Annotated in this window: 14 protein-coding genes and 1 pseudogene; 5 read left to right on the top strand and 10 right to left on the bottom strand. The window is 69.8% G+C overall.

Annotated features, from left to right (window positions below; all coding sequences use genetic code 11):
• The first annotated feature begins 40 nt into the window (after positions 1-40).
• Both AB0H84_RS33700 and AB0H84_RS33695 read left to right on the top strand, forming a co-directional pair.
• The gene (locus AB0H84_RS33700; protein WP_357613328.1) at positions 41-1,051 is read left to right on the top strand and encodes a substrate-binding domain-containing protein; all 1,011 of its coding nucleotides are present in this window, start codon (positions 41-43) and stop codon (positions 1,049-1,051) included.
• Between the two features lie 54 nt (positions 1,052-1,105).
• Complete coding sequence (locus tag AB0H84_RS33695) at positions 1,106-1,558, top strand: NUDIX hydrolase (protein ID WP_357613326.1); 453 nt, start codon at positions 1,106-1,108, stop codon at positions 1,556-1,558.
• Between the two features lie 25 nt (positions 1,559-1,583).
• On the opposite strand, the gene AB0H84_RS33690 is transcribed toward AB0H84_RS33695, so the two are convergent.
• A complete protein-coding gene (locus AB0H84_RS33690; RefSeq protein WP_357613323.1) occupies positions 1,584-2,033 on the bottom strand; it encodes a VOC family protein in 450 nt (149 codons plus the stop codon).
• Positions 2,034-2,099: 66 nt separating this feature from the next.
• Here AB0H84_RS33690 and AB0H84_RS33685 point away from each other — a divergent pair.
• A pseudogene (locus AB0H84_RS33685) lies at positions 2,100-2,250 on the top strand (DNA helicase UvrA); the annotation flags it as partial.
• A gap of 74 nt (positions 2,251-2,324) precedes the next feature.
• Here the strand turns inward: AB0H84_RS33685 and AB0H84_RS33680 are convergent.
• From AB0H84_RS33680 to add, 4 genes are all read right to left on the bottom strand, one after another.
• Entirely contained in the window at positions 2,325-3,959 is a 1,635-nt protein-coding gene (locus tag AB0H84_RS33680) for a fibronectin type III domain-containing protein (protein ID WP_357613319.1), read from the bottom strand.
• An 856-nt stretch (positions 3,960-4,815) separates the two neighbouring features.
• The gene (locus tag AB0H84_RS33675) at positions 4,816-7,890 is read right to left on the bottom strand and encodes a CARDB domain-containing protein (RefSeq protein ID WP_357613317.1); all 3,075 of its coding nucleotides are present in this window, start codon (positions 7,888-7,890) and stop codon (positions 4,816-4,818) included.
• A gap of 309 nt (positions 7,891-8,199) precedes the next feature.
• Positions 8,200-9,087, bottom strand: coding sequence for a phosphotransferase (locus AB0H84_RS33670; RefSeq protein ID WP_357613314.1), 888 nt, complete (start codon positions 9,085-9,087; stop codon positions 8,200-8,202).
• Between the two features lie 25 nt (positions 9,088-9,112).
• The gene (gene add, locus AB0H84_RS33665; RefSeq protein WP_357613311.1) at positions 9,113-10,060 is read right to left on the bottom strand and encodes an adenosine deaminase; all 948 of its coding nucleotides are present in this window, start codon (positions 10,058-10,060) and stop codon (positions 9,113-9,115) included.
• A gap of 65 nt (positions 10,061-10,125) precedes the next feature.
• Between add and AB0H84_RS33660 the strand changes: the two genes are divergently transcribed.
• Entirely contained in the window at positions 10,126-10,866 is a 741-nt protein-coding gene (locus AB0H84_RS33660; protein ID WP_357613308.1) for an alpha/beta hydrolase, read from the top strand.
• On the opposite strand, the gene AB0H84_RS33655 is transcribed toward AB0H84_RS33660, so the two are convergent.
• The 4 genes from AB0H84_RS33655 to AB0H84_RS33640 form a co-directional block, all read right to left on the bottom strand.
• The gene (locus AB0H84_RS33655) at positions 10,859-11,620 is read right to left on the bottom strand and encodes a class I SAM-dependent methyltransferase (RefSeq protein WP_357613305.1); all 762 of its coding nucleotides are present in this window, start codon (positions 11,618-11,620) and stop codon (positions 10,859-10,861) included. The genes AB0H84_RS33660 and AB0H84_RS33655 overlap by 8 nt on opposite strands.
• A gap of 91 nt (positions 11,621-11,711) precedes the next feature.
• Positions 11,712-12,707, bottom strand: coding sequence for an RNA polymerase sigma factor (locus AB0H84_RS33650; RefSeq protein WP_357613302.1), 996 nt, complete (start codon positions 12,705-12,707; stop codon positions 11,712-11,714).
• Positions 12,708-12,867: 160 nt separating this feature from the next.
• On the bottom strand, positions 12,868-13,953 hold the full coding sequence (locus AB0H84_RS33645; protein ID WP_357613299.1) for a winged helix DNA-binding domain-containing protein: 1,086 nt from the start codon (positions 13,951-13,953) through the stop codon (positions 12,868-12,870).
• A 62-nt stretch (positions 13,954-14,015) separates the two neighbouring features.
• On the bottom strand, positions 14,016-15,056 hold the full coding sequence (locus tag AB0H84_RS33640) for a winged helix DNA-binding domain-containing protein (protein WP_357613296.1): 1,041 nt from the start codon (positions 15,054-15,056) through the stop codon (positions 14,016-14,018).
• 21 nt (positions 15,057-15,077) lie between these two features.
• Here AB0H84_RS33640 and AB0H84_RS33635 point away from each other — a divergent pair, with 21 nt between their 5' ends.
• The gene (locus AB0H84_RS33635) at positions 15,078-16,244 is read left to right on the top strand and encodes a cysteine desulfurase-like protein (protein ID WP_357613294.1); all 1,167 of its coding nucleotides are present in this window, start codon (positions 15,078-15,080) and stop codon (positions 16,242-16,244) included.
• A gap of 58 nt (positions 16,245-16,302) precedes the next feature.
• On the opposite strand, the gene AB0H84_RS33630 is transcribed toward AB0H84_RS33635, so the two are convergent.
• Positions 16,303-16,629 carry a hypothetical protein gene (locus AB0H84_RS33630; protein ID WP_357613291.1) on the bottom strand — a complete coding sequence of 109 codons (327 nt, stop codon included), beginning with the start codon at positions 16,627-16,629 and terminating at the stop codon, positions 16,303-16,305.
• Positions 16,630-16,647: the final 18 nt, after the last annotated feature.

Here is a 16,647-nt window from a genome sequence, read left to right as displayed (position 1 = left end):
CCGTTTCCATCAGTTTCCGAAAGTTGTCCGGGGAGGCCCTGTGGCTCGAGCAACGCTGGCAGACGTCGCGGCCGCCGCCGGAGTGTCCGTGCCGACCGTCTCCAAGGTCCTGAGCGGCAAGAAGCACGTCTCGGCGGCCACCAGGGACAAGGTGCTCGAGGCCGTCAGGGCCTTCGGGTACGAGGCCCCGCGCCCGCCGAGCACGCCCCGGGCCGGCCTCGTGGACCTGCTCATCGACGGGCTCGGCTCGCCGTGGGCCCAGGTGCTCATCAGGGGCGCGGAACAGGCGGCGGCGCGGTGGGGGTTCTCGCTCGTGGTGACGTCCTCCGCCCGGCCCGACTTCGACCTGCGGCGCTGGATCGGGATCGTGCGCAAGCGCGGCACCGACGGGATCGTGCTGGTGCTGTCGCGGGCCAACCAGGATGAGATCGCGGCCATCGAGGAGCTGCTGCACGTTCCCCTGGTGCTGCTCGACCCGGTGGGCAAGCGCGATCCCCGCATGTCCACCGTCGGCGCCACGAACTGGTCGGGCGGTGTCATGGCCACCACCCACCTGCTGGAGCTGGGGCACACGAGGATCGGCTTCATCGGCGGGCCGCTCGACACGCAGTGCACGCTCGACCGGTACGAGGGCTATCTGGCGGCTCACCGTACGTTCGGGATCGAGCCCGATCCGACGCTGACGCGTTACGGCGACTTCCTCACCTCGGGCGGCAGGGAGTTCGGGGCCGAGCTGCTCGACCGCCCCGACCGGCCGACCGCCATCTTCGCCGGCTCGGACCTGCAGGCGGCCGGCGTCTACCAGGCGGCGACCGAGCGCGGGCTCCGGGTGCCGGACCAGCTGTCGGTGGTGGGGTTCGACGACTCGATGCTGTGCGAGATGATGTCGCCGCCGCTCACCACCGTCCGCCAGCCCCTCGACGACATGGCCAACGAGGCGGTCCGGCTGATCTCGGAGGAGCTGACCCATCCGAGGGGCGCGGCGGGGACCCGCATCGAGCTCGCCACCTCCCTCGTCCTCCGGAGCAGCACCACGCGGCTCGCCTCATGAACGGCGGCCGATCATCCGGTCGCGGACTCCGGCCGAGCTCGTCATAGTCGTACTGTGCTGATCACCAAAGAGCTGCGCGTGTCCGCGTACGCCATCTGCGTCGACGACGGCAGGCTCCTGCTCGCGCGCTGGGTCGGCCCGTCCGGCGAGCGGCTCTGGACCCTGCCGGGCGGCGGCCTAGAGCACGCTGAGGACCCCGTGGACGCCGCGATCCGCGAGGTGCGGGAGGAGACCGGCTACACGGTGGCGATCGAGACCCTGCTGGGCATGAGCACCCTGCACCGCCGCTACCCCCGGGGCGCGGGGCGCGAGGCCGACTTCCACGGCCTGCGCATCGTCTACGAGGGCCGCATCACCGGCGGCGCCCTCCGGCACGAGGTCGACGGCAGCACGGACCTGGCCGCGTGGGTGCCGCTCGACCAGGTGGCCGGCCTCGAACGCTCCGAGGTGGTGGACGCCGGCCTCGACCTCCACCGCGTACGGCCCCGCAACGGGAGGGCGACCTAGGCCAGGTCGTGTTTCATAAACGGCGCTACACCACGTCGAACTCGTTCCCCTCGGGATCCAGCATCGCCACCGCATAGTGATCAACCCCGGGCTGCGACAGCACCCGCACTACGGACACCCCCGCCTGGACAAGCCGCTCCACCTCGGCATCCACCCGCGCTTTCCGGGTCTCCAGCGGTACGTCCTCCCGCTTGCCGCCCACCTTCACATCCAGGTGGAACCGGTTCTTGATCACCTTGCCCTCAGGCACCTGCTGGAACCAGATCCTCGGCCCGTACCCTTCGGGATCGACGATGCTGTCGCTGCAGTCCCCCTCGCCCAGCTCGTCCTCCGGCACTCCGAGACTGCGCCAGTAAGCCCGCCACGTGTCGAATCCACCCGGCGGCGGCTCCACCGTGTACCGCAGCGCGCCCGCCCAGAACCGGGCCATCCGCTCGGGTGCCGCACAGTCAACGACCAGCTGATAAGAAACCATGGCAGCCATCCTTCAGGACCCATCCGACAATCGGGCCCGGCACCACGGCCGAGGCCGGCCAGGTGCTCCCTCATGGCGCACGCCGACTGGATCATCCCTCGGCCCCAGGGCCGGGCACGGCGGCGGCCGGATCGCCTTCGAGGGCACGCCCGCCGACCTCGTCGCCGCCCGCTCGACCCTCACCGGCGAGCACCTCGCGGCCTGCGTCGGCGCCTGAAGCGCATCCGCTGACCGCTCGCGATGGGGCCGCCCATACCGGCGGGTGCCGGTATGGGCGGCCTTGAATTTCGTTTACCCGCTGGTGCAGGTGTATCCGGATGGCAGGGCCGTGTTGCCGTCGGGACGGCTGGCCTGGAAGCCGAAGCTGGTGGTGCTGGCTCCGGGGGCCAACGTGCCGTTGTGGCTCACGCTCTTGGCCGTGACGGTCTGCCCGCTGGTGGTGACGGTGGCGTTCCATGAGCCGGTCAGCGTGTGCCCGGCCGGGAGCGTGAAGGTAACCGTCCAACTGGTGATCGTCGAGGTACTGGTATTGGTGATGGTCAGCGGCTGGATCACATAGCCGGTACCCCACTGGGACTGCACGGTCGGCGTGGCCGTGCAGGTTGCAGTGGTGCCGCCGCTGGTGGTGACCTGGACCGTGTTGGACACCGGCGAGAGGTTGCCGGCGGCATCCCGCGCGCGGACCTGGTAACGGTAGGTGGTGCTCGGGGTCAGGCCCGTGTCGCTGAACGAGGTCGTGGCCGAGGTGCCCACCTGCGTGAAGGTGCCGCCGGTGGCCCCGGGCGCGCGCAGGATGTCATAGCCGGTCACTCCGACGTCGTCAGTCGAAGCGGTCCAGGACAGGTTGGTGCTGCCGGCGGTGGTGCCGGAGGCCGCCAGCCCGGCCGGGGCGGTGGGTGGTGTGGTGTCGTCGCTGGTGGAAGCCGTGGTGAACGTGACTAACGCGGAGTTGGCCGACAGGTTGCCCGCGCCGTCCCGTGCTCGTACGTAGACCTGGTATTGGGTGTTGGCGGTCAGCCCGGTCAGGGTGATCGAGTTGGTGGTGGACTGGCCGAGTAGCGGGTCGGTGGCCCCCTGCTCCCGGTAGACGTTGTAGCCGGCCAGGCCGGAGCCGCCCTGGTCGGTGGATGCCGTCCAGGTCAGGGTGGCGCTGGTAGCGGTCACGTTGGAGACGGCGGGAGTGCCCGGAGCGGTCGGCGGAGTGGTGTCGTTCGTGCTCTGGAACTGGTTGAAGAAGTTCCACACCACTCCCTTGGTCCAGGTCCGTGCGCCGTCGTCGGCGGTGGACCCGTCCACTGGACCGGGAGTGTGCCCCCCGTCGAACGCCGCCCACACGACCGGGTACCCGGATCGGCATCCCGAGTAGGCGGTGACGATGTGCGTCAGGCTGCCCTGTGCCGGCTCTGGGGGGTTTTGGGAAGTGCAACCGTTGTTCCTGACGAACGTGTCCCGCAGCGACCGGCCCAGCGAGATGTTAAGGACGTTGTCCCTGATGCCGTGCAGCCCGATGTAGGCGATGGGCTGGGTGCCGCCGCTGCAACCGCTGAGCTGTGCGCCGGAGTAGACAGCGACCGCGCGGAAGACCGTCGCCCGGGCGCAGGCCAGGGCGTAACTCATGCCGCCGCCGTAGCTGAAACCTCCGGCGAACAGCTGCGTGGTGTCGACACACAGGTCCGCTTCGATCAGCCTGACCATGTCGTCGACGAAGGTCAGGTCTTGGCCGCCGGAATTGGCCCAGCCGTTGTTCAGGCCCTGGGGGGCGACGAAGATCGCGGTGTTGTTCGCCAGTTGCCTGAGCCCGTAGTAGGACCAGGTGAATCCGCTGCTCCCGCCTGAGTCGACGTCGTTGGCGGTGCCGCCGTTCCAGTGGAACCCGAAGATCAACCGGTAGGGGTTGTTGTTGTTGTAGTTGTCGGGAATTCTCAAGATGAAGGAGCGAGTCTGGCCGCTGCTCTGAATCGACTGCATGCCACTTCTGAGCGTCGGAGTCTTGCCGCATCCTGCCGTCGCCGCGGCGGCGCTTGCGGTGCGTGACGTGGTTTCGCTGATGCTCAGCGCCGTACCACCGGTGGCCACTACGAGAAGCGCCGCGACTATGACAGCGGCGAAGACGGAATTACGCCGCAACATCACTCACCTGCCGGTGGCGCTGCGGAGAGGGGCGGCACCACGGCCTCGGTTAGCGTTAACATGAGGTTGATCAGTCCTCTCATCCATGCAGACCTGGCGGCGGGTGGAGGGCGTGACGGAAGCATCGTGTGACCGCTGACATCGCTCCGCCGGGCCGGTCCTCCGCCGATGGTTGGTGGTGCGACGGAGCAAATACGAGGCGTGCAGGTGCCGTCAAGGCGTGGCCCGCTGCGCTGTCCGGACGAGCGGCGACCCATGCCCTCTTGCTGGCACGTACCGCCTCTTCACCCGGGAAAATACTGAAAGTTTCAGGGCAAAAAGCATGCTAAATCCGGCCGACGCCGAGGCTTCCAGAAAGCTATGAGGTTGAATCCAGCCTTCCCGGCCCTGGCCGCACTACTTTTGAAGGCCCTCGAAACTATCTGAGCATAAATGCGCATAGTCGGGAGTGGACCCGCGCCGACGCCGCCGAGCGCCGCGCGCGGACGAAGAGCGCGAGGCCGCCACGACGCTTGAGGAGACGAATCGGCTGCGCAAGCAACTGCGTGACGGTGGCCGCCGCGCTCGAGGCGGCGGCCACCGCCGGGCGGGAAGCCACCCAGGTGACGCTTCCCGCGCTGAGGGGGCCACGTGGCTGTGGCCCCCTCTTTTCTCAGTAAACCTCGCTCTTGTTGTTGACGATCTCGTCGAGCAGGGCGGTGGCGTCGGAGTACCGCTGGGCCGTCGAGCTGTTGACCGGCAGGGCCAGGGTGGCGAAGCTGTACCGGACGGCTTCTCCGACCGTGCGCGTCCCGAGCTTGCGGGTGAGCTCGCTGTCGATCTGCGTGGAGGCGTTGATCTGCCGCGCGGCAAGGTCGAACAAGGTCGCCAGCAGTTGGAACTTGGCGGGGCTTGGCTGCGGTCCGCCCGCCGCGAGCACGGCTTCGGCCTCTGAGTTGTCCAGTGCCCCGTTTCCCGAGCTGTCGAACTGCTGGTAGGTGGCCTGAACCCGGGCCAGCAACTCGGCGGTGCGGTTCTCCGGGTGGGTCTTCCAGTAGCCGTGCGAGTGTGGGTCGCGGGTCGGCGTGACCTCGGTGATCGTGGTGGTGGCCGTCGCGGTCACCGGCTCGTAGACGCAGCCGTTGACGTTGCCGTACGTCACGGAAGCCTGGTCCTTCAGCTTCTCCCCGGCGGTGAACAGCAGGCTGGGCCTGGCCGTGAACTGCACTGACCGGGCGGCGCCCGCGGTGATTTCGCCCAGCGACCACGTCAGCGTCGTCGTCCCGTCGGCGTTGCGGGTGACCTTGGTCGGACGGGGACCTGTGCCTTGGTCGAGGGCCTGGCTGTAGTAGACCTCCTTCGGGAGCGTGTCGGTCAAGGCGACGCCGGTGGCCTTGGCGCTGCCGACGTTGGCGACCTTCAGGTCGACGGTGATCGCCTCACCGGCGTTGACCGTGGCGGTCGCGCGCTTTTCGAGGGTGAGCTTGGGGGCGTGGACCTTGGTCGAGGCGGTCGCCGTGTTGTTGTCCGTTCTCGCCTCGGCTCCGCCGGCGAGGTCCTTCGCGGTCACCTCGGCCTTGTTGGTCAGTACGGCGGCGTCTTCGGTATCGCAGGGGATCTCGTAGGTGAACGTCTCTGTGCTCGTACCACCCGCGCCCAGTTGTCCGACCTGGCGCGTTTGAGCGTCGCCGGTCGGTGGGGTGTCCTTCAGGACGATCGCGGTTGCTTGGCCAGTGCCGATGTTGTCCAGCCTGACCGGGTAGGTGAGGGTGTCGCCGGGCTCGGCGTCGGCCTTGTCGACGGACTTCTTCGTGACGATATCGGGGTCATAGAAGTTGAAGAACGAGATCTCCTGGCGGATCACGGCGGCGAAGTCCAGTTCCTTCTCCACAGTGCCACCGGCCCCGGCGCAAGTGGGGGAGGATGCGGGCCAGCTGCTGCACGCCCAGCCCAGGCGGTCGGGGGACTGCGCCCGGAACCTGATCGCGGGCCAGTCGTCGTGATCCCTGAGGGTGGTCAGACCTTTCTCGGCGTTGATGTCCACGCTCACGTTGCTGGTGTCGATGATCGGGACGTTGGTGCCGGTCGTGCGGTTGTCGTTCCAGTTGAGCGGCCCGTTACCGGCGCCCGCCCGGAGCGGACGGAAACCGCTGCCCGGGTTGGCGAGGTTGTCCGTCCACCAGAACGTCCAGTCCGTGCCATCGCCGATACCCGCGGACTCGTTCAGGCCCCCTTCGTTCAGCGGGGGCAGCTTGCCGTTGGACAGGCCTAGACGTACCGCGCCCACCTTCCAGTCGCGCAGCTGGTTGACCAGCAGCGGCGGCGGGCTGTTCGGGATGCCCGTCTGGAAGAAGTAGTTCATGAGACTGAGGTAGTTGGGCTTGTAGTTGTCGTTGTTGTCGCCGCCGTGCCGCAGGGCCAGGGCGTGGAAGAGCTCGTGCAGGATGGTGCCGGCCTGGTCCTGCTCGGTGCCGACCTTGGCGTCGGCGTCGCCCGTGCCGGGGGTGAGCACCTGGATGTCGGTACGGTGGGCACTGGTCGTATCGCACTGGCGGTTGTCGCCGACATGGATCTGGGTGCCGTCGGTGACATCGTCACCGCGTGCGGTGGTCTGCAAAGTGTCGTCGCCGCCGTAGTCGCGGGTGAAGTCGGCCACGCACATGGTCCGCCATGAGCCGAGGGTGACGATGAAGTCCTTGTTGTTGTCCCGGGTGGGTTCGCAGCACTGGCCCGAGGTTCCCGGGTCGCCGAGGAGGTCGTGGGCGAAGATCCCGTAGTGGGCGTAACGGGCCAGCTCGGCGGGGAAGTCGGCGTTCCGTGCGTTCCGGTAGTCGTTGCTGTTCAGGCCCATTTGCTGCTGTTCGGCGAGTTGTGCTCCTGGAATGTAGACGAAGTCGATGCCGTCGCGATGTGTCCCCGGATAGGGACATGGATTCGTGGCCGGTAACGGAGCGGCGTCGAGGGTGTTGCGGACCAGGGTGATCGCGCCGGCCTTCGGCTGGTGAGAGTGCCGGGTGGTCGGGTTGGTGTCGGCCATGTAGTCGAGCTGCAGGATGATCGTCTTGCGGCACGGGTCGGCGCCGAGCGCGGGCAGGTCGGCGATGACATCGCCGCTGCGGTTCCTGATGCCGGTCAGTTCGATGATGTCCGGGATGCCGTCGCTGTCGGTGTCGGGCATCTCGGCGGTGGCGGTGATGCCGATTCTGGTGATCCGGCCGTCGTTGTCCCGGGGGAATCCGTGGTCGCCGTCGCCCTCGACGCAGGTCTCGCCCTTGGCGGTCTGCCCGTCGGACTTGACGCAGGGCTTGCCGAAGACGATGTCGTCGCCCGACAACGTGCCGGAGCGCACGTCGTAGACGAGGTTCAGCTCCAGGTCCTGGTCCCGGGGGCTGATGTCCATCCGGTCGTCGTTGGTGTTGAGCCCGTCGTCCCAGTCCCACAGCGTGACCGTGATGTCCACGGTTGGTTTGTCGCCCGGGAGGTCGTCTTTCGTGAAGGTCCAGCCGTTGGGGGCTTCCGGCAGGCCGAAGGGTTCGAACTCGTCGTCCTCGATCCTCGGGCCGATCTCCAAGGGGCCGTCGGCGATCTTGACCTTGGGGTAGTAGTCGCCGTCGCCCAGACCGCCGCTGTCGGGGTCTTCGATCTGGCGGAGGTACTCGATCTTGAAGGTGAGTTTGATGCCGGGGGCGGCTGCGGCTGCGGGGGTGGCAAGCGCCGGGATCCAGGCCAGGAGCAGCGCCAGGAGCACGGCGAACGTTAAAGGTTTTCTCGTTTCACGCCTGAACCGACTGAAGCCCATGGTTTCCTCCCTTGGAGCGCTGCTACAAGGAAGCGTCCGCCGTGGGCGGGGTCTGACGCCTGAGTACCCCCTACCCAAGTCGGCATGTGCGCATCGACGGCATGCTCAGCCGCTGACCGATCTCCTTGCGTTGGCGATGTCCAAGGTGCCGGCCGCCGCCTGGGGCTCGGCCAGGAGAACTGGGCGACCCGATCATGCGAACCCTGGCCACCTCCCGCAGAGATCTGGAGCAGCCTGTTCGATCACGACTTAGCGCGGTCACGGCGCTCGGGACAGGATGAAGTCCTCATATCCGTCGGGCGGCCGCATCCCGCGCGACAGCATCCAGTGCACCCGACCGGCCCCCGTCAGCGCGAGCGTCGCGCGGTAGCCCAGCTCCACGTCCGCCCGCTCGAACCGGCCCCCCGCCCCGGCCAGGTACTCCTCCACCGGATCCACGAACGTGGTCAGCGCCAGCGCCGCCAGGTCCGCCCCGACGGGAGCCGCGCCGAGCGTGGCCCAGTCCAGCACCACGGTCGTGCCGGCCGAGTCCATCAGGTTCCCGGCCGAGAAGTCGCCGTGCGTCAGGACGACCGGCAACCGCGCCAGCCGCGCGAGCAGCTCGTCCTGGCGCCGCCAGAGCCCGGCGACGCGCGGGTCGGCGTCCACGGCGGTCCATGCGCCGGCGGCCAGCAGCCGCTGGGCGAGCTGGTGCCCGGCCAGCCAGGGCACGTCCGGCACCGCCGAGCCCGCCTGCCAGGCCCCGAGCCTGCGGGCCGCCCGTCCCGGCTGCTCGGGCGCGCCGGTCACGTCGGCCAGGTACATCACGTCGCCCACGACGCCGTGACAGCGCGGCGCGGCCAGCGCGGGTCCGCTGGGGAGCAGGCCGCTCGCGTAGGCCAGGGGCTCGCGCCGCCAGTACGCCCAGTGACGGGGATCCCCGGCGTACGGGGCGTGCCGTCCGGACCGCACGGGGCGGACCTCCTTGCGCATCACGGTGAACGGCACCTCGTCACCCCCGCACCGGGCCACGCCGGACAGCCTGGTCACGGCCCCGGTCGCCGCCCCCGTGCCGCCACCGACCGGCTCCCGGCGGCACGTCACCACCACCCCGCCCGCCCGCCCCAGCACAGCGGCCAGGACGGGCTCGGGCAGCCGGTCGTCCATCACCGCCTCCGCGTGCGAGGGCGGGTCACGGGGCAGCGAGCCAGGTGTCCACCTGGGCTCTGAGCTCCGCCTTCAGCCCTTCGGGAGCGAACGACGCGTCGATCGAGGCCCGGGCCAGCTCCGCCAGCTCCGCGTCCCCGTACCCGAACACCTCCCGCAGCCGGGTGTACTCGTCGGCCAGCGCCGTCTCCCCGTCCGTGTTGATCGTGACCGCCAGCCCCGCCTCCAGCAGCCGGGGCAGCGGATGCTCGGGCAGCGAGGGGACGAGCCCGAGCAGGACGTTGGAGGTGGGACAGACCTCCAGCGGGATCCCGCGCTCGCGCACCTCGGCCACCAGCGCGTCGTCGTCCAGCACCCGGATGCCGTGCCCGAGCCGCTCGGCGTGCCCGACGTCGAGCGCCTCGCGGATGCTGGCGGCGCCGGCCGCCTCGCCCGCGTGGTGCACCAGGTGCAGCCCCGCCTCCCTGGCCGCCTCGAACACCTCCGCGAACGGCGCCAGCGGGTAGGCCTCGTCACCGGCCAGCCCGATCCCGATCACCCGCTCGTAGCGCCCGGCCAGCTTGAACGTCTGCCACAGCCGCTCCACCGGCCGCCGCCTGGAGTGGTCGAGCAGCACCCGGCAGTCGATCCCGAACCTGGCCCCGCCTTCGGCCAGCCCGTCGAGCACCGCCTCCAGCGGCATCTCCGGCTCCCCCACCCGCTCGCCGTGGGAGGCGGCGGTGAAGGTCACCTCCACGTAGCGGGTGCCCTGGGCGGCCTCGTCCTCGCAGAACTCCACGGCGATCCGCCGGAAGTGCTCGGCCGTGCGCAGCAGCGAGCGCACCCGCGCCCGCTCGTCGGCGAACTCTTTGAAGGTGCCGAACACCTCCGCCCGCTCGGACGTGCCGCCCAGCTCGCGCACGGTCTCGGGCCGTACGGTGCTCTCCAGGTGAACGTGCAGGTGGGCCTTGGGCAGGGTCCGTACGTCTCTCACTCCCGACACACTAAAGGCAGGCCCCCGGCGTATGCATGCGGATATCCACGGCGTACGGTCGTGGAATGACCCTCGTGCTGGTTCACGGCGTCCCCGAGACGGCCGCCGTCTGGGATCCCCTGCGCGCGGCGCTGAGCCGCCAGGACGTGCGCGCCCTCGCGCTGCCCGGCTTCGGCTGCCCCAGACCGGACGGCTTCACCTCCACGAAGGAGGAGTACGTCGCGTGGCTGGCCGGCGAGCTGGAGTCGATGGCCGGCGACGAGATCGACCTGGTCGGCCACGACTGGGGCGGCGGTCTGGTGGTGCGCCTGGTGAGCACCCGCCCCGGCCTCGTGCGTTCGTGGGCGAGCGACGCCGCCGGCCTCGGCCATCCCGACTTCGAGTGGCACGACCTGGCCAGGGCCTGGCAGACGCCGGAGGCCGGGGAGGCGTTCTTCGAGCAGCTCCTGGCCGTGCCGGTGGAGGAGCAGGCCAAGGCGTACGAAGGCTTCGGCGTGCCGCACGGGCACTCCCTGCGGATGGCGTCCGCCGTGGACCAGGTGATGGCCGACAGCATCCTGGCCCTCTACCGCTCGGCCGTGCACGTCGCCGAGGAGTGGTCGCCGGCATTCGCGGACATCCCCGCGCCCGGCCTGGTGCTGGCCCCCTCGGACGACCCGTTCCTGACCCGGGACCTGGCGCGGGCGAGCGCGGCCAGGGCGGGCGCCGCGGTGGCCGACCTGCCGGGCCTCGGACACTGGTGGATGCTCCAGGATCCGGCGGCGGGCGCGGCCCGGCTGGAGGCCTTCTGGGCCTCGGTCAGCTGACCCTGGTGATCCGGATCTTCGACTGCTTGTGCGGCCCCTGCTCCCAGTCCTCCATGAACGTGGCCCGCAGCCCGTGCGTCCCGGCCAGGGCCACGAGCGTCTCGGTGCGGTAGTAGAAGTCCTCCCGCAGCACGTGGTGCTCCTTGCCCTCGGTCCTGTCGAAGGTGAAGTCGAACCACGCGTCCGGCTTCATGATCCGCCCCACGTGGGCGAAGCACTCCTCGATGACGTGCAGCGGCGAGTGGGAGAACACGCTGTGCGCGTGCACGACGTCGAAGTGCTCGTCGGGCAGGAAGGCGAAGCGCAGATCGCGTACGGGGGTCAGATGGGGCAGCTTGTCGCGCAGCCCGTGCCGGACGATCGTGTCCTGGGCGGCCATGAGGATGTCGGGCGAGATGTCGATGCCGTAGTAGTTTCCGCTGTGCAGGTAGTCGATGAACAGCCGCCCGGCCCGCAGGTTGCCGCAGCCGATCTCCAGCATCCGGCATTCCGGCTTGAGCCCGTGCCCGACCAGGTAGTCGAACTGCATGCGGCCCAGCGCCAGCCACCGTTTGTGAGTGTGTGAGCCGACGGCGCCCTCGGGATCGCGCTCGGTGTCGGACTTCATGACGGCACGGTAGTAGGCGATGTGGTCACGCGTGCGCAGCCGGAACCACGTGTCGCGCGCCAGCCGCCGGAGGTGGGGCGCGATCCTGTCGGGGTTCCTGACCGCGTAGCCGACCTGGTGGACGAGGCTCGAACGGGAGCGTTTCACGCCTGGGAATCTAGGACAGCGCCCGCCGCGCTCACCTGCCTTGGGCGACAGTCTTGAGTCTCCGTTTGCACAGCCTTTCAGACGGGGGTGGTCAGCTCAGATAGTCGCGCAGCGCCAGGGAGCGGGACGGGTGGCGGAGCTTGGACATGGTCTTGGCCTCGATCTGGCGGATGCGCTCGCGGGTGACGCCGTAGACGCGGCCGATCTCGTCGAGCGTCCTCGGCTTGCCGTCGGCCAGGCCGTAGCGCATGGTGATCACGCCCGCCTCGCGCTCGGAGAGCTGGTCGAGCAGGGCGTGGAGCTGCTGCTGGAGCAGTGTGAACGAGACCGCGTCGGCCGGGGAGACGGCCTCGGTGTCCTCGATGAGGTCGCCGAACTCGCTGTCGCCCTCCTCGCCCAGCGGCATGCTCAGCGAGATCGGCTCACGGCCGTAGCCCTGCACCTCGATGACCCGGTCGACGTCGAGCTCGGTCTCCTTGGCGATCTCCTCCGGCGTGGGCTCGCGGCCGAGGTCGCTCTGCAGCCGGCGCTCGACCCGCGCCACTTTGTTGATCAGCTCGACCATGTGCACGGGGATGCGGATCGTACGGGCCTGATCGGCCATGGCCCTGGTGATGGCCTGCTTGATCCACCATGTCGCGTACGTGGAGAACTTGTAGCCGAGCCGGTAGTCGAACTTCTCGATCGTCCGGATCAGCCCCAGGTTGCCCTCCTGGATCAGGTCGAGGAAGAGCATGCCGCGGCCGGTGTAGCGCTTGGCGATGGAGACGACCAGCCGCAGGTTGGCCTCCAGCATGCGGCGCTTGGCCCGCGTGCCGTCGTCGGCGATCCACTCCAGGTCGGCACGTAGGTCGGCGGGCAGGCCCGGCTCGGTGTCGAGCCGCTCCCTGGCGAAGAGCCCGGCCTCGATGCGCTTGGCCAGCTCGATCTCCTGCTCGGCGGTGAGCAGGGGGACGCGCCCGATCTCCTTGAGATAGGCCTTCACCGAGTCTGCGCCGACGGCCGTGCCACCGTCGGCGACGTTGTCGTCGAGTTCGAGAACCTCTGCTGCTTCGGACAAAACACCCTCCTCGCTCGCTTTGGACACACGACGCTTCGAACGTGGGTCAGAACTGAACGTGGTGACCGTGGGCCATCGCCACCTTGGATTTCGACGGACGGGGAAGCGGCAGACCGTGCGGACCGCCTCTGACCACGCTACCCAACGGTGGCAGGTACGTGGCTCCAGGCGGAGAGCCGATTCGTGCTCAGCTCGTCGTAGCGCTCCTGGGCGGCAGCCATGCGATGCTCCCCTCCTCGACACCCGCGAAGGCCATCAGGCGCGCCCCCTCCACGGCCAGCTCCTCCCTGACGCCGTCGGGCAGCGGGCGGAAGGGCTCGACCGTCAGCACGCCGTTCTTAAGGTCCCACATGCCACCGACAGTTCCGTCGACGAGGAAGGTGGGGTAGACGACCGATCCCACGCAGACCGCCTTGCGCTGCTCCGGGGTCATCAGGCGGCTCCGGTCGTGGAAGGCCACGATGAGGTTGTCGAACCAGGGCAGGAACCGTACGGGAGCGGGCACGTCCTCGGCGGCGAGCGGGGCATCAGGAAGGTCATAAAGAACACGGCCCTCCATGTCATGAAATTTCCGCAAAAACGTCATCTGTTCCACGACCGACCGCAGCCGCGTCAGCCCCGACCACATCTGCACGTCCATGACGCTCGCCGGCCCGAACGCCGCCAGATACCGCACCACCAGCCGCTCCACGGGCGGCGACGCCTCCAGGGGCCGCCCGAGCCACTCCTCGGCGAGCGTGAACGGCGTGGCCCCGCGGGTCCCCCAGATGCCGTTCGGCGGCGTGTGCACGACCGGCACCACCGCCTGCGCCGACCACCCCAGCGCCGCCGCGTCCGCCGAGGGCCACCGCTCGTGCAGCAGGTCGCGCAGCTGCGACCGGGTGAGCGTACGACCCGCCAGGTGCTCGCGGGAGAGCTTGGTCAGCTCCTCCACGTCGACGCCCGGCATCACCCGGTTCCATGCCCCCTGCCTGCGCGAGAACATCGCCTGCAGCAGCGGCCGGATCCACAGGTAGTCGTCGGCCGAGACCAGATGCTGGGTGACGCGCAGCAGCGATCCCCGTACCACCTGCTTCCCGTACAGCAGCGCGGCCAGATCGGACTGGGTGAAGGAGGCCAGGCGCGACCAGAGCCCGACGTACGGCGCGTCGATGTCCTGCCCCTGCACGGCGACCAGGCGCTCGACGGCCTCCAGAGGGGACAGGGACGAGCGGCGGAGCAGGAGTTGGCGGTCGAGCGTGGTACGGGCGAGGACCCGCTGGTTGAGGATCATGCGAGGAGCGTACGGAGCAATGCGGCAAGCTTGCTTCCGCATTACGCAGCTCAGGTCGAAGGTCAGGCCTCCAGCTCGAGGGACGGGGCCGCGTCCGGCTCGGCGAAGGCCAGCAGGCCCAGTCCCTCCTCCTCGAGCAGGTCCAGCGGCGTCGAGGTGAACGGGCTGACGATCAGCTTGGCCCGCCTGCCCGCCCGCTTGATCTGCCACGTCCCCGCCGCGAAGCCGTCCACCAGGTAGACCGCCTTGACCCGGAGATTCTTGGTGGCGACCAGGCCCTTGTACTCATCGGCCAGCACGCGGGTCCGGTCGGCGTGGCCCAGGATCAGGGTGTCGAAGTCGGGCAGGAACCGTACGGGCGCGGGCGCCTCGCCGCCCGGCCTGGGCGCGTCCGGCAGGTCGTACAGCTCCCTTCCCGTGAAGTCTTTGACCCTTTCCAGCTCCATGCCGGACATGACCTGCTTGAGGCCGCGCAGCCCGGACCAGGTCTGCACGTCGGCGGGCGTGGCCGGGCCGAACGCGGCGAGGTAGCGTTCGATCAGCGCCTCCACGCCGGCCGGTGCCAGGGGGATGCCCGGCAGGCCGAAGGCGGACTCGCGCGGGAAGCTCCACCGGTCCTCGGTCGGCACCATGATCAGCGGGGTGAGCATGCGCACGGTGTATCCGAGCGCCCGGTCGTTCGCGCCGGGGAACTCCTCGAGCAGCCGGGGCCGCAGCTCGTTGAAGGTCATCGGCCCCGCGGCCAGCAGCCGGTCGGCCGCGGCCAGGACGGCGTCGAAGTCGAGCCCGTCGAAGCGGCGCGCCGCGGCCTCCAGCGCGGGCCGCAGCAGCGGCCGGAACGCGGCGAAGTCGGCGGCCGTCACCAGGTGCAGCGTGGCCCGCCACATGGTGGCCCGCACGAGCGTGCGCGCGTGCAGCGCCGTGTGCAGGTCGTCCCGCGCGAACCCCGCCAGCCTGGACCACACGCCGAGGTACGGGGGCCGCGGCTCCTGGGCCTGCAGCCCCACCAGGCGGCGCACGACGTCCGCCACGTCACCCTCGTGCCGTCCGAGAAGGTGCTGACGTGCCAAAGTGGCCCGGTTGAGGTCCCTGAGGGTGAGCATCTACCTATCATGCCTTTCCCTGTGGAATCGGTACGTTCCTCCTATCCCGCCTTGGCCGACGGCTTCGCCTACCTTGACGGCGCGGCCGGCACCCAGACCCCGCAATCCGTGATGGACGCCGTCTGCGCCGCCTACCGGAGCGGCATCGGCAACGTCGGCGGCGCCTTCCCCGCCAGCCGCCGCTCCGACGCCATCGTGGCGGGCTGCCGCGCCGCCGTGGCCGACCTGGTCGGCGGCCACCCGGACGGCGTGATCCTCGGCCCGAACATGACCACCCTGACGTACCGGCTGGCCAGGACCATCGCGGGCCCGGGCGACGAGGTGGTGGTCTCCAGGCTCGACCACGACGCGAACGTCCGCCCGTGGACCCAGACCGGCGCCACCGTCCGCTGGGCGGAGGTGGACCCGGTCACCGGGGAGCTGCCGGTCGAGCAGTACGCGGAGCTGATCGGCGAGCGTACCCGGGTGGTCGCGGTGACGGCGGCCAGCAACATCCTCGGCACCCGCCCCGACGTGCCCGCCATCGCCGAGCTGGCGCACCGGGCGGGCGCGCTGGTGTACGTGGACGGCGTGCACGCCACTCCGCACGGACCGGTGGACATGCGCGCGCTCGGCGCCGACTTCTACGCCACGAGCGCGTACAAGTGGTCGGGGCCGCACATCGGCGCCGTCGTGGCCGACCCGGCGCTGCTGGAGACGCTCAGGCCGGACAAGCTGGCCTCCTCGCCTGACACGGTGCCGGAGCGGTTCGAGACGGGGACGGCGGCGTTCGCCGACCTGGCCGGGGTGACGGCGGCCGTGGAGCACCTGGCCGCCCTGGTGCCCGGCGGGGGCACCCGCCGCGAGCGCCTGCTGGCCTCGATGACCGCGGTGGAGCAGCACGAGCTGGCGCTGTTCGCGGTGCTGATCGAAGGGCTGGAGACGATGCCGCACGTCACGACGTACGGCAAGCCGGCCAGGCGGACCGCCACGGCCTACTTCAACGTGGCCGGCCACACCCCGCGCCAGGTGGCCGAGCACCTGGCCGGGCTCGGGGTGAACGTCTGGAACGGCCACAACTACGCCTGGGAGCTGACCGGCGCGCTCGGCATCCGCGACTCGGGCGGGGCGGTGCGCGCGGGCCTGGTCCACTACAACGACCGCTCCGACGTGGAGCGGCTGCTCGACGGGGTGGCCCGCCTGGCATGAGCGCAAGGGGGGACCCCACCCGGCGGCGGCGGGGTGGGGTCCCGTCTATGGGCGGAGGTTACCTGGTCGGGGTGCAGCTGTGGAACCCCTCGTTGTAACCGTCCATGAACCCGCGCTGGTAGTAGCCGCCACCAGAGGTGCGCTGGAGGCTGTACGGGTTGTTGGCCCTGCAGTCCGCGCGGCCCTCCATGTAGCCGGAGTTCCTGCCGCGGTTGTACTGCTTCTGCCGGTCCTTGGGCGGCGCGGGCGCGGCGTGCGTGCTGGTCTGCACGCTGGTCGCGGTCGTGTCCGCGAGGGCCTGGCTGGTCGATGCCGTGACCGGTCCGAGTGTGACAGCGGCGAGAAGCGCCGGAGTAGCCAGCATCAGGCTCTTCTTGATGCGCATCCTGGTCTCCCTTCCTGT

This window comes from Nonomuraea sp. NPDC050786, from assembly GCF_040654115.1.
Classification (GTDB): Bacteria; Actinomycetota; Actinomycetes; order Streptosporangiales; family Streptosporangiaceae; genus Nonomuraea.
This window is presented reverse-complemented; position numbering and strand designations above follow the sequence as displayed.